The 12,850-nt window shown below is 61.0% G+C and carries 13 protein-coding genes; 1 reads left to right on the forward strand and 12 read right to left on the reverse strand.

Annotated elements, in window-relative coordinates:
* Nucleotides 1-13 precede the first annotated feature (13 nt).
* From JFT66_RS18425 to JFT66_RS18475, 11 genes are all read right to left on the reverse strand, one after another.
* A complete protein-coding gene (locus tag JFT66_RS18425; RefSeq protein WP_198859822.1) occupies nt 14-868 on the reverse strand; it encodes a transporter substrate-binding domain-containing protein in 855 nt (284 codons plus the stop codon).
* Nucleotides 865-1,641, reverse strand: coding sequence for an amino acid ABC transporter ATP-binding protein (locus JFT66_RS18430; protein ID WP_034117202.1), 777 nt, complete (start codon nt 1,639-1,641; stop codon nt 865-867). The genes JFT66_RS18425 and JFT66_RS18430 overlap by 4 nt, the downstream gene beginning before the upstream one ends.
* Nucleotides 1,638-2,297: an amino acid ABC transporter permease gene (locus JFT66_RS18435; RefSeq protein ID WP_034117201.1), complete on the reverse strand. Its 660-nt coding sequence runs from the start codon at nt 2,295-2,297 to the stop codon at nt 1,638-1,640. Before JFT66_RS18435 ends, JFT66_RS18430 begins: the two co-directional genes overlap by 4 nt.
* Nucleotides 2,278-2,943, reverse strand: coding sequence for an amino acid ABC transporter permease (locus tag JFT66_RS18440; RefSeq protein ID WP_057725386.1), 666 nt, complete (start codon nt 2,941-2,943; stop codon nt 2,278-2,280). The genes JFT66_RS18435 and JFT66_RS18440 overlap by 20 nt, the downstream gene beginning before the upstream one ends.
* 493 nt (nt 2,944-3,436) lie before the next feature.
* Nucleotides 3,437-4,219, reverse strand: coding sequence for a MetQ/NlpA family ABC transporter substrate-binding protein (locus JFT66_RS18445; protein WP_034117199.1), 783 nt, complete (start codon nt 4,217-4,219; stop codon nt 3,437-3,439).
* Between the two features lie 125 nt (nt 4,220-4,344).
* Nucleotides 4,345-5,268, reverse strand: a complete 924-nt coding sequence (locus JFT66_RS18450; RefSeq protein ID WP_034117198.1) for a sigma 54-interacting transcriptional regulator — start codon at nt 5,266-5,268, stop codon at nt 4,345-4,347.
* Nucleotides 5,269-5,316: 48 nt separating this feature from the next.
* Nucleotides 5,317-5,898, reverse strand: a complete 582-nt coding sequence (locus JFT66_RS18455) for an alpha/beta hydrolase (RefSeq protein WP_153838589.1) — start codon at nt 5,896-5,898, stop codon at nt 5,317-5,319.
* A 239-nt stretch (nt 5,899-6,137) separates the two neighbouring features.
* A complete protein-coding gene (locus tag JFT66_RS18460) occupies nt 6,138-6,539 on the reverse strand; it encodes an ExbD/TolR family protein (RefSeq protein WP_005783751.1) in 402 nt (133 codons plus the stop codon).
* 1 nt (nt 6,540) lies between these two features.
* Nucleotides 6,541-7,263: a MotA/TolQ/ExbB proton channel family protein gene (locus tag JFT66_RS18465; RefSeq protein WP_152612311.1), complete on the reverse strand. Its 723-nt coding sequence runs from the start codon at nt 7,261-7,263 to the stop codon at nt 6,541-6,543.
* Between the two features lie 25 nt (nt 7,264-7,288).
* Nucleotides 7,289-8,098 carry an energy transducer TonB gene (locus JFT66_RS18470; RefSeq protein WP_153838588.1) on the reverse strand — a complete coding sequence of 270 codons (810 nt, stop codon included), beginning with the start codon at nt 8,096-8,098 and terminating at the stop codon, nt 7,289-7,291.
* A gap of 234 nt (nt 8,099-8,332) precedes the next feature.
* Nucleotides 8,333-9,184, reverse strand: coding sequence for a LysR family transcriptional regulator (locus tag JFT66_RS18475; protein WP_080752926.1), 852 nt, complete (start codon nt 9,182-9,184; stop codon nt 8,333-8,335).
* A 109-nt stretch (nt 9,185-9,293) separates the two neighbouring features.
* Between JFT66_RS18475 and JFT66_RS18480 the strand changes: the two genes are divergently transcribed.
* Nucleotides 9,294-10,493 (forward strand): CynX/NimT family MFS transporter, encoded by a 1,200-nt coding sequence (locus tag JFT66_RS18480; RefSeq protein ID WP_198859823.1) that lies wholly within the window; start codon nt 9,294-9,296, stop codon nt 10,491-10,493.
* Here the strand turns inward: JFT66_RS18480 and JFT66_RS18485 are convergent.
* The gene (locus tag JFT66_RS18485) at nt 10,464-12,779 is read right to left on the reverse strand and encodes a TonB-dependent receptor (protein WP_198859824.1); all 2,316 of its coding nucleotides are present in this window, start codon (nt 12,777-12,779) and stop codon (nt 10,464-10,466) included. The genes JFT66_RS18480 and JFT66_RS18485 overlap by 30 nt on opposite strands.
* Nucleotides 12,780-12,850: the final 71 nt, after the last annotated feature.

Below are 12,850 nucleotides of genomic sequence, written 5' to 3' on the forward strand. Positions count from 1 at the left end.
CACGAACCAGGAATCAGCCCTGCCACTTCCCGCCTTCAACAATCACACTCTCAGGCTTGGTGTCATCGCTCAGCTCTTTACGCACATATTGGTCATAGAGCTTGAGCAAGAACTTCTCCTCACCCAGCTTCGCCAACTCGGCATTCACCCAGTCGCGCAGTTCGATATTGCCTTTCTTCACCGCCGGGGCAATGGGTGCTTCATCACCAAGTTTCTCTTCCAGCACGCGGTAGCCCGGGTTCTGCTTGGCCCAGCTGAACAGCACCAGGTTGTCCTGGGCATAGGCGTCACCACGACCCGCCGACAACGCTTGCAGCGACTCGGAGTTTTTCTCGAACTTGAGCAGCTTCCAGTCCGGGTGGTTCTTGGTCAGCCAGATGTCGGCGGTGGTGCCAGTGGTGACGATGGTGGTGCGGGTCGCCAGGTCATCCAGGTTTTTTACCGCGCCGTCATTCGGCACCAGGGCCTGTACCGCGACTTTCAGGTTGGGGTTGGTGAAGTCCACCGCTTCCTTGCGCTCAGGCGTCACGGTCATGTTGGCGAGGATCAAATCGACCTTGTCGCTTTGCAGGAATGGGATGCGGCTGGCCGGCTCCACGGCAACGAATTCAACCTTGTTTTCGTCGCCCAGCAGGTCCTTGGCAAATTGTCGGCCGATGTCGGTATCGAAGCCGACGTAGCGACCGGCTTCGTTCACAAAGCCGAACGGTGGTTTGTCGGTGAAGACACCCACGATCAGCTTGTCCCGCGCCTTGATCTTATCGATGGAACTTACGGCGGCAGCCGCCGGTTGGGTGGGCTCTTCGGCCTTTTTATCGCAGCCGGCCAGTAGGGCGACGGCAAACAGTGGCAGCAGTAACTTTTTCATATCAGCTCCAGTTCCTTGGTTTTCTTGGGCAGTGTTGAAACAAAGGAGAACTTCTCCAGGAACTGCTGCGCGCGTGCGGTCTGCGGGTTCGTAAAGAATGCCTCGGGGGTGTTGTGTTCGAGGATGCGACCGGCCTCCATGAATACCACGCGGTCGGCGACGGCGCGGGCGAAGGCCATTTCGTGGGTGACGATCAACAGGGTCATGCCATCGCGGGCCAGGCCCTGGATCACCTCCAGTACCTCCTTGACCATCTCCGGGTCGAGTGCGGCGGTGACTTCGTCAAACAGCATCACCTGGGGGTTCATGCACAACGAGCGGACGATGGCGATGCGTTGCTGCTGGCCGCCGGAGAGCTGGCGTGGGAAGGCGTCGCGCTTGTCGGCCAGGCCCACACGCTCGAGGAGTTTTTCTGCCTGCTCACGGGCCTCACGGGGGTCGCGCTTTTGCACCTTCAGCGGGCCGAGCAGGATGTTGTCGAGCACACTCATGTGCGGGAACAGGTGGTAGCTCTGGAACACCATGCCGATGTCCTGGCGTACCTGGCGCCAGTCGGTGCTTTTGTCCAAAAGCTCGTTACCGGCGAAACGCAGGCTGCCGCTGTGCGCGACTTCCAGCCCGTTGAGGCAACGCAGCAAGGTGCTTTTGCCACAGCCACTGGGGCCGAGGATCACGACTACTTCGCCGCTTTGCACACTCAGGTCGATGCCCTTGAGCACCTGCTGTTCGCCGAAGAATTTGTTGAAACCCTGGAACTCGATCAATGCGCTCATGCTTGGGCCCAGCGCCGTTCCAGCACCTTGGAGGCGGCCGACAACGGGTAGCAGATAAAGAAGAAAAACAGGAACAGCGCGCCGTAGATCAATACCGATTCGTAGGTGCGCTCGATGATTTGCTGACCGACCTTGATCACATCCACCACGCCGATCAGCACCGCCAGGGAGCTGGTCTTGATGATGCGCGTGTAGACGTTGATGGTCGGCGGGGTCATGCGCTTGAGGGCCTGGGGCAGCAGCACGTAGCCGTACAACTGTGGGTCGGACAGGCCAATCGACAAGCCTGCTTCGCGCTGGCCACGGGGCAGCGAATGCAGTGCGCCGCGCACCACTTCGCCGACCTCACTGGCGCCCCACAACGACAGCACCAGCACCGCACACCAGAAGCTCGGAATACTCAAGCCGAAGAAAATCGGCAAGCCGAAAAACAGCAGGTACAACCACACCAGTACCGGAATCGCGCGAAACAGCTCCAGGTAAACCCGCAGCACCGCGTTGATCAGCCGCTTATTCAAGGTACGTAGCACGCCGTACAACACACCGCCCACGGTGCTGAACGCAATACTCAAGAAAGAAATCGACAGGGTTTGCGCAGCGCCCTTGCCCAGTTGCGGCAACGACACCCACAACAACTCAAGACCCGAACTGGCCATGCTGGAGCCTCCTTTCCAAGCGGCTGAGCAACAGCGACAACGGCAGGAACAGCAGCACGCAAATCAACGTCAACACGGCGAGCATTTCGTAGGTCTTGTAGTAGAGAGCGATGTAGCTCTTGGTGGTGTAGAGAATCTCCGGCACCGCCACGGCGGAGACCACCGTGGTTTCCTTGAGCAGGAAGATAAAGTTGGCGAACAGCGCCGGCAGGCTGAGGATGCCGGCCTGGGGCAGGATCACATGGCGCAGCAGTTGCCAGTCGGACAGGCCGATGGACTTGCCCGACTCGATCTGCGCCAGTGGCACCGCTTCCACCCCGGCGCGCAGCACTTCGGTGAGGTAAGCGCCGCCAAGGAAGGTCATGGTGATAATCGCGGCCCAGAACCCGGAGATATTCAAACCCAGGGCCGGCAGCGCGAAGTAGACGAAAAACAGTTGGATCAACAGCGGCGTATTACGCGCCAGCTCCACGTACAGCGCCACCAGGCGCGACAGATACGGCGTGCGAAACACCAGCAGCGCGGCATTGATCAGCGCCACCAGCAAGGAGGTGGCAATGGCGATCAGGCCCACTTGCAACGTCACGCCCACAGCCTTGAGAAAGGCCGGCAGGGTGCTGAGGATAAATGCGAAATCGAAGGTCATCTTGAGTCCATGACGCCGCGGGGTAAGGCGGCGAGCGCAATCCGTTCCGGCGTGGGTAACGCCGGGTAGCGCGAACTTTAAAGGTATAAAAAGTAAAATTTAAATACCTAAATAGCATATTGATATCACCCAAAAAGATAACCGCCGAATTCGCGGGGTGGGCAGGTGCAGGCTATGGTTGAAGGGTCTGTGTTTCGAGGGAATGAACGATGAACGAAGCGAAACCGATTGATCCGCAGGAGTTGGTGAAATGGTTGGTGGCGTTACGCAGGGCGATCAACTCACCCAATAGGTGAACCTACGCAAATCTAATGTGGGAGCGGGCTTGCTCGCGAAAGCGGTGTCTCAGTCAGCGCATCCGTTACTGGTAGACCGCTTTCGCGAGCAAGCCCGCTCCCACAGTTTTGACCGCATTCCAAGGTTCAGGCGTAAAAAAACGCCGACGCTGTAATAGCCGTCGGCGTTCAAACCTTGAAGGGGGTTTTGAGTTACATCAGAACGCCGGCACTACCGCACCGTTGTACTTCTTCTCGATGAAGGCTTTGACTTCCGGGCTGGTCAGGGCCTTGGACAGCTTCTGGATCGCGTCGCTGTCCTTGTTGTCCGGGCGAGCCACCAGGAAGTTCACGTAAGGCGACTTGGCGTCTTCGATGATCAGGGCGTCCTTGGCCGGGTTCAGGCCTGCTTCCAGGGCGTAGTTGGTGTTGATCAGGTCGAGGTCAACCTGGTCCAGCACTCGTGGCAGCAGGGCCGATTCCAGCTCTTTGAATTTCAGGTTTTTCGGGTTGCTGGCGATGTCTTTCGGCGTAGCCAAGGCGTTGGTCGGGTCTTTCAGAGTGATCACACCGGCCTTTTGCAGCAACAACAGGGCGCGGCCGCTGTTGGAGCCCTCGTTCGGAATAGCCACGGTGGCGCCATCCTTGAGCTCGGAAATATTCTTGATCTTTTTCGAGTAACCACCGAAAGGTTCAACGTGCACACCGACCACGGTAACCAGGTTGGTGCCCTTGCCCTTGTTGAAGTTTTCCAGGTACGGCAGGGTCTGGAAGTAGTTGGCGTCGAGGCGTTTTTCAGCCACTTGCACGTTAGGCTGCACGTAGTCGGTGAAGACTTTGATTTCCAGGTCCACGCCTTCTTTGGCCAGGGTCGGCTTGATCAGCTCGAGAATCTCGGCGTGCGGGATCGGGGTGGCGGCTACCACCAGTTTCTCGTTGGCCTGGGCGAAGCCGGCAGTCAGGGCAGCCGCCAGTGCGGTAAACAACAGAACCTTTTTCATGCAGTGTCCTTATCGAAATTCCGGGGCGTCTCTGACGACCGTTTTTTGTGGTGTGCCAGCGAAGTGCTATCGCGGCGTGGAAGGGACAATACCTAGATTTTTTATTCCCGAACAATATCTTTTATTCACGTTGATATTCCATTTTGTTCATGTAGGAATTTGCGCAGCGATTCCTGCTCGGCTGGGCTGGCACTGGCATAGATCCGTCGCACCTGCTCCAGCGGTGAACCTGCCACCGGCAGGTTCAAATGCTCGGGCAAAATCTCATCGCCGCTGCTCACCAGCAAGGCGAAGTGAATGACGTTTTCCAGTTCACGGGTATTGCCCGGCCACGTGTGGTGTTCCAGCACATGCTGGGCGGCGTCGCTGATCAGCGGCACGGGCAAGTCAAGGCGCTGGCTGTAGATACCGAGAAAATACTCAGACAGCGACAAAATATCCCCGACCCGCTCGCGCAGCGCCGGCAGCTCCAACTGCCCTTCACTCAAGTAATGAAACAGACGCTCATGAAACTTGCCGACGGCCACAGCCTGGGCCAGGTCGATGCTGGTGGCGGCCACCAGGCGTACATCCACCGGGCTTGGCTGATGAGCTCCGACGCGGGTGACTTCGTGGTTTTCCAAGGCCGCGAGCAACTTCACTTGGATCGGCAGCGGCAAATCGCCGATCTCGTCCAGGTACAAGGTGCCGCCATTGGCCGAGCCGAACCAACCAGCCCGGCTGCTCGCTGCGCCGCTGTGGCTGCCGGCGGCATAACCGAACAACTCGGCATCGGCGTAAGTGGGGCTGATCGCGCCGCAATTGACCGATACGAACAAGCCCGTGCGATCACTGCCTCGATGAATATGTCGCGCCAGCAGCTCTTTACCGCTACCGGTCTCGCCACGAATCAATACGGGCAAGGCACGCGGAGCGAGGCTTTCCAGCTCTTCACGCAGTTGCCGTGAGCGCGGGTCGACAAACACCAGCGCCTTGGCGCGGATGCTCAACGGGCTTTTTTCGGCGTCGGGAAAGGTCAGCAATGGCTGGCCGAAGGTTTCATGACTCATGGCAGGCTCCCGCCCCAATCCACTCAGGGACGGGGCGTTGAAAAAATATTATGCACTGCGCCGAGCATGGTGCTCGAGGCGATTTTGCAGGCGATAGAGGTAGGCGAAACCCTGCTCCCAGCGGCGGTGGCCGGACTTCACATTGATATGCCCTGCGCCCGACAAGATGCCGGCTTCGGCGCCCCACTGACGCGCCAACTCCAGGGCCCGGGGGGCACTGACGGCGCTGTCATTGTCGGAGCTGACCACCTGGCTGGGGAACGGCAGCAGGTCGGTGGGAATCGGCGCGAAGTTACGCAGGGCGGGCGCACAGGCTGGGCGCTCGACATCCGCCGGGGCCACCAGCAAGGCACCGCGTACCTGACGCAAGAAATGCACGGGTGCGGTGGCGGCCCAGTGGGCCACGGTGATGCAACCCAGGCTATGGGCGATCAGGATCACCGGTGTGCTGTCGGCAGCAATGGCTTCGGCCAGTGCGGCCACCCAATCCTCGCGACGCGGCGTCAGCCAGTCGGCCTGTTCCACCCGTGCGCTGTTGGGCAGGCTGTGCTGCCAATGGGTTTGCCAATGATCTTCTGGCGATCCTTGCCAGCCCGGCACGATCAGATAACGAATCGACTCGCTGTGCATGGGTGTGCCCTCCTGCAGCGTTTAACGTTGCTGACCAGTATAGGGACGGGGGTTATATTCGTTAAGGAATAAGAAGCTATTTATTAATAACCAAAAAAACAAACCTGCACGAGGTACACATGTGGGAGGGCTTTCCCTCTTTTCACCTTGAGCACAGCGGTGCAGCCAGAATCGCAGGCAAAAAAAAAGGCCGCACCCTGCCAAGGAAACGGCCAAAAACTTGTCGAGGCTTGTTGAAACTAACGTGCGGTGATCACCGACAACTTGGTAATCCCTGCGCGCTCGATCGACGCCATGGCTCGCGCCACTTCGCCGTAGTTCACTCCATCGTCAGCCTGCAGTTGCACCCGCACATCGGGGTCCTTGGCCTTGGCCGACTGCAGGTTGAATTCCAGCAGGTCCGGCTGGATTTCGTCCTTGTTGATAAACAACTTGCCGGCGCCATCGATGCTTACCACCAGCGGGTCTTTCTGCTCCACCGGCGCCACGGCCTGGGTCTTGGGCAGGTTGATCGGGATCGAGTTGGTCAACAGCGGTGCCGTGACGATAAACACCACCAGCAGCACCAGCATCACGTCTACCAACGGCGTGACGTTGATCTCGCTCAGCACCTCATCACTGTCTTGCGTGGAGAAGGCCATCTCAGGACGCCTCCTTGACTTTTTGCGGCTGGCCGGCGCTGGCTTTGGTCAGTGCCGGGTGCAGCAACACGCGAAATGAGTTCTTCTGCGCCAGGCTATAGAAGTCGTGGGCAAAGTCATCCAGGTCTGCCGCCGTCAGCTTCAGGCGGCGCAGGAAATAGTTGTAGACCAGCACTGCGGGCACCGCGACGGCGATCCCCACACCGGTCGCCACCAGTGCCGCGCCAATCGGCCCCGCCACGGTTTCCAGGCTGGCAGAGCCGGCCGCGCTGATCCCCTTCAGCGCTTCCATGATCCCCCACACGGTGCCGAACAGGCCGATAAACGGCGAGGTGCTGCCGATACTGGCGACCACCGCCAGGCCGGTTTCCAGGGAGCGACGCTCACGTACGATCTGCTGGCGCAGGGCACGTTCGAGGCGGTCCTGGTGATTGATCGCCTGGCTCAAGTCGGCAGCGTGAGTGGCGTCGCCCACCTGGATCGCGGCATAACCGGCCTGGGCCACACGAGCGGCGGCACCCGGTTGGGTCTCAGCCAATTCAGCCGCCGAATCGAGACTCGACGCCGCCCAGAACTGTTTGTGGAACTTGCGATCCTGGGCCTTCAGGCGACCGAACTGCACACCCTTCAATAAAGCCAGGCCCCAGGTAGCGACCGAAAAGACCACCAGCAGCCAGATCACCGCGCTTTCGATGGATTCAAGTGGAGATGCTAATGCCATGATGTTTTCCCTCTGTGCAGCCGAATAATTAATGAATCTTGAAATCGATCGGTACGCTGACCCAGCCGTCCTGGGCCACATCGCCCTGCTTGGCCGGCACGAAACTCCAGCGCTTCACGGCCGCCAATGCGGCGTCATCCAGTTGCTGGCGACCACTGCTTTTCTGCACCTGGATCTCACCCGGCTTGCCGCTGGCCAGCACGTGCACGCGCAACAACACCGTGCCTTCCCACCCGCGACGCTGGGCCAGTGACGGGTACTCCGGCGCCGGGTTCTTCAGGTACGCGGCGTTGGCCGAAGCAGGTGTCACCGGAGCTGGTGCCGCGGGTACGGGCGCAGCCGGTGGCGCTGGCGTAGGCGGTGCAGGCGGCTGTTCGACGGCCTTGGGCGCCGGCTTGGGCTCAGGTTTTGGCACGGGTTTGGGCTTGGGTTTTGCAACCGGTTTAGGCGGCGCAGGCTTGGCCGCCAGTTCATCCACGACCGCAGGCGGCTCGACCACGGGCGGCGGCGGTGGCGGCGGTACAGGCGGTGGCGGTTCAACCACCGGCGGCGCCGGCTGGGAAAATTCGATGGTCATCGGCGGAATTTCCGGCGGCACAATCGGCAGCACCGGGGTGGGCTTCTGGCTCACCCAATAGATCACCGCCCCGTGCAGGGCCAGCACCAGCAGACCGAGCAAAATCCCTTCGCGACGGCTGGAGAAACGCTTTGGCGTTTTCTGCGTTCGCAATTGCCCCAACGGCGCGCGGTGCGGCCGGCCAAGGTCGACCAACTCACCACCCGGTGCCTGGCGCCATTGCGCCTCGTGTGCACTGGCGGCGGTCTGGACATTGCCCATTGATTCACTCCCTACGGTTTTGAAAAACCGACGGGCCTGCATGTAAGGCCGTCGTGGGCTGAATCATCGGGGCCAGACACTTATTTCTTAAAGTAATCTTTGAAGTTATAAATAGATCAAAATTGAATAACAAAACTGCCCGTCAGCGCCAAACCCACGTGTGCCGTGGCCTAGCGCCAAGCTGTTGTTTTTCAATGCCTTAAAGGCATACAAAATATTCCGCAAAGGTATGAGTCAGTGCGGGTTTCCACCGCATAACGCCAGCAATTCACCCAACAATGTCTGCCCCGCCGCGCCCAAGCCACTGCGGCCATACAGCGCCAGCCGCACCCCATGGACGGCGGGCAAGCCACTCTCGGCGCCGAGTATGCGATGGCCCGGTTGCAGCACTCGCTCCGGCAGCAGGCTGATGCCTAACCCTGCCGCCACCGCTGAACACACGCTGGCCAAACTGGCGCTGGAGTAGCCGATACGCCAACGCCAGCCGCACCGTTCAAGATGGTGGAGCATGTCATTGCGGTACAGGCCGCCCACCGGGAACGCCACTAACGGCAGTGGGTCACGGCCCAGCGCCGGGGTGCTCAGGCTGTCGACCCAATACAACGGCTCTGGCCATGACGCTACACAGTCGTCGCTGTCGCCCATCTGTTTGACCAGCAACACATCGAACTCACCGCTTCGGTACTGGCGCTGCAATTCGGGGCCGAGGCCGCTGGTGACTTCCAGCCGTACCCGTGGATAGGCCACGACAAACGCCGAGAGCAACGGCATCAGGCGCTCGGCGGCGAAATCCTCCGGCACACCGAGGCGCAGCACACCGTCGCTTTGCTGGTTGATCAACACGTCAGCGGCTTCTTCGTGCAGCGCCAGGATGCGGCGCGCATACGCGAGCAAACGCTCGCCCTCGGCGGTGGCCACCACGTGGCGCTGGTCGCGATCCAGTAACTGGCAGGCCACCGCGTCTTCCAGGCGGCGGATCTGCTGGCTGACGGTGGACTGGGTCAAATGCAGGCGCTCGGCGGCGCGGGTGAAATTGCCGCAATCCACCACGGCGACAAAGCTGCGCAACAACACAGGATCGAACAAAGGCATCACCATTGCGTTTGCCACTGATTGGCATGGTTATATTTAATTTCAGCATACCCCGTGTCCTCTCCATACTTCATACCTCTTTCGCGCACCCGACAGGTCCTGCATGACGCTTAACCATTCATTCATGGGCAAACTTGCCGGCTGGGGCCTGCTGGTGGTGCTAGGCCTGAACCTGCGCCCCATCCTCAGCTCCATCAGCCCCTTGCTCGGCGAGATTCGCCAGGCCACCGGCCTCAGCTTCCAGAGCAGCGCCTTGCTCACCAGCCTGCCGGTCGTGTGCATGGGGCTGGTGGCGTTGGTGGGCGTACGCGTGGAAGCCCGCTTGGGCGAACGTCGCGGTATCGCCCTGGGCTTGTTGATGATTCTACTGGCGTGCCTGGCGCGCTGGCTGATGGGCCAGGCGTCGGCGCTGTTGGTCACCGCCTTGCTCGGTGGTGCGGGCGTGGCGCTGATCCAGGCGTTGGTGCCGGCCATGATCAAGCGCCAATTCCATCACCGCGTGCCGGTGGCGATGGGCGTGTATTCGGCCTCGCTGATGGCCGGCGGTGGGCTGGCGGCGCTGCTCAGCCCGGTGGTGGCCACGCATTTCCAGCAATGGCAGGCGGGCCTGGGGGTGTGGTTGTTGCCGGCGCTGGGGGCGTTGCTGTTGTGGGCCTGGCTGCCGCTGGGCGCCGCACGCAATCTTCAGCAGGCACCGGCGTTCAAGGGCTTGCGCAATCGCCGCGCCTGGCTGCTGGCGCTGTATTTCGGCTTGGTGAATTGCGGCTATATGAGCATGGTGGCGTGGCTGCCCGCTTACTATCAGCAACTGGGCTGGGGCGTGCTGCCCAGCGGTTCATTGCTGGCGTTCATGACCATTTTCCAGGTGATCGCTGCACTGTTGATGCCGGTGCTTGCGCAACGCGGCATTGACCGTCGCCCACTGCTCAGCATCAGCCTGCTGGCGCAAACCATCGGCTACCTCGGCCTGCTGATGGCCCCACAGCAGTTCCCGCACCTGTGGGTAGCGCTGATCGGCTTCGGCCTGGGCGCGTGTTTTGCCCTGAGCCTGCTGCTGACCCTGGACCACCATCGCGACCCTCGCGTAGCCGGGCAACTGGCGGCGTTCGTGCAAGGCGTAGGCTTTTTGATCAATGCGATTTCGCCGTGGCTGACCGGTTGGCTGCGCGAACTCACCGGCAGTTTTGTCAGCGCCTGGGTGGTGCTGGCCGTGACCGTGGTGGCGATGCTGCTGGTGACGCGGGTGTTCAGCCCGGCCACCTATCGCACCGACCTAGAAGTCGTAGCGCCCAGTCACGCCTAAGGTGCGCGGCGTGCCCAGCAGGCCCTCGTAACCGCCGTTACCGCCGGTCCACAGGGTGGTGTAGTAGGTTTTGTCGAAGGCGTTTTTCAGCCACAGCGACACATCCCACTGCCCCTGCTCATAATTGCCGCGCAGGCCGGTGGACAGGTTGACCACCGCATAGGCCGGGATCTGCCCGTAGTCGGAATCTTCCACCGTGCCCACCGCCTTGGAACGGAACGCATAGCTGGCGGTGACGTAAGGTTCGAAGCCGTTAGCCAGGTTCCACTTGTACTCGCCGTTGGCATTGGCGATCCACTTTGACGCACCCACCACCTGATGGCCGCTCAAGTCGCAGGAGGCCGGTGCACCCGGGCGCAGGCTGACTTCCGGCGGGCATGGGGCATCCTTGTAAGACAGGTAACTCACGTCATTGAAGGAGCCGTTGATATTCAAGGTCAGGCCCTTGATCGGCACCAGGGTGCTTTCCACTTCCACGCCCCGCGAGCGCACGGAACCGGCGTTGGTCAGGTACTGCACGCGGTTGTCCTGGTCGTAGGCGTTAGTCTGGTAGCCGTTGACCTGGGTCCAGAACAGGTTGGCATTGAGCTGCAGGCGGCGGTCCCACAAGGTGCTCTTGAACCCCAGTTCGGCGTTGTTGGCGCGCTCGGTGCCGATCAGCAGCGAGTCGGCCCCGGCCGTCGGCGCAGACCCCACTGCCAGGTTGACCCCACCGGACTTCTCGCCATGGGACAGCGTTGCGTAGCCCAGCAGGTTTTCATTGAAGTGATAACTGAGGTTGAGCAGCCCTGACGGCGTGGCGCTGTACTGATTGAGGTCACCCGAGTCATACGCCCCGGTACGCCCGCGCCGTGCCGTAGCCGCTGCCCCCGTGACAGCAGCGCCGCCCACTGGGGCATTGCGCGTGACCCAGGCGCTTTTTTCTTCGTAGGTGCCGCGCAGGCCGGCGGTGAAGTCCAGGCGCTCGGTCAGGTGCCAGGTGCCTTGGGCAAACAGCGCAAAACTGTCGGTGCGGATATGCCCGTTGCCGACGCTGCTCACATTGCTCAACGCACCGGCCGGCGTGCCGTTCCAGATATCGGCCTTGGGCCCGTAATAGGCGAAGGATTTGTTATCCAGGTCGGAGCCGAAGTAGTAGGCCCCGAGCACGTAATCGAAGAAACCACCGGTGGGCGATGCCAGGCGAAATTCCTGAGACCACTGCTTGTCTTCCACCGACACCCCGGCGTTGTACGACGCCGGTACGTTGAGGCCGTCATCGTTGCGCGGGGTGAAATTCCACCAGCGGTAGGCACTCACCGAGGTCAGGGTAAAGTCACTGGGCAGCGTCCAGTTGGCCTCCAGCGAGGTACCGCCCTGGAACACGGTGACGTGCTGGTCGTTGTCCAGGTTGACCTTGCGATGGGTGCCATCCACCAGGGTCGCCCCCGCCGCGTTGGCCCGAGCTTGATACAGGTTGGTGCCATTGATGGTCGGCCCGGTGCTGTACAGCACGCGGGTGCCGGCGCTGGAATCCTCTTCGTTGTAGTCACCGATCCAGCGCAGGTTGAACGCCTCGCTGGGCTTGTACAGCAGTTGCCCGCGAAAGCCCTGGCGTGAGCCGCCGTTAAGGTCATGGCCGTCGTGTTCGTTCTTGATATCGCCGTCGCTGCGCGTGCGATAGGCCGAGAAACGCCCGGCCAGGTCGTCGGTGAGCGGGCCGGAAATCGTGCCCTTGGTCTGGAAGTAACCGTCCTCGCCCAGGGAGGTCTCGATGCTGCGCTCCGGGGCAAAGCTCGGCGCGCGGGTGCTGATATTGATCACCCCGGCGGTGGTGTTCTTGCCGAACAGCGTGCCCTGCGGGCCGCGCAATACCTCAAGCTGCTCGATGTCCATCAGGTCGAATACCGCCATGCCCGGACGCCCGAGGTAGACGTTGTCGATATACAGCCCCACGCTGCCTTCCAGGCCGTCGCTGGCCGGGTTGTTGCCCAGGCCGCGGATCGACACGCTGGACTGGCGCGCATGCATATAGGCGACGTTGACGCTGGGCACCAGTTGCTGCAAATCCTGGATGCGGTACACCCGCTGGGTTTCCAGCGCTTGGCCGCCGACCACTCTCATGGGCGTCGGCACGGCCTGGGCACTTTCGGTACGCCGCCTGGCGGTGACGGTGACGGTTTCAAGCTGGCCACTGGCGCTTTCGCCCTTGCTGGCAGATGCGGGTGTTTCTGCGGCCTGGGCCGGCGACCAACTGGTGCTACCGGCCACCAACACGGCCAGGGGCAAGGACTTGAACAGACTCATAAGCGGCTCCAGAACCCGGAGATATCCGTCAACAGATATTCCAAAAGGTTATTTATTTATGTTTTTACGAA

This window comes from Pseudomonas sp. MF6755, assembly GCF_016405635.1.
GTDB lineage: Bacteria > Pseudomonadota > Gammaproteobacteria > Pseudomonadales > Pseudomonadaceae > Aquipseudomonas > Aquipseudomonas haemolytica.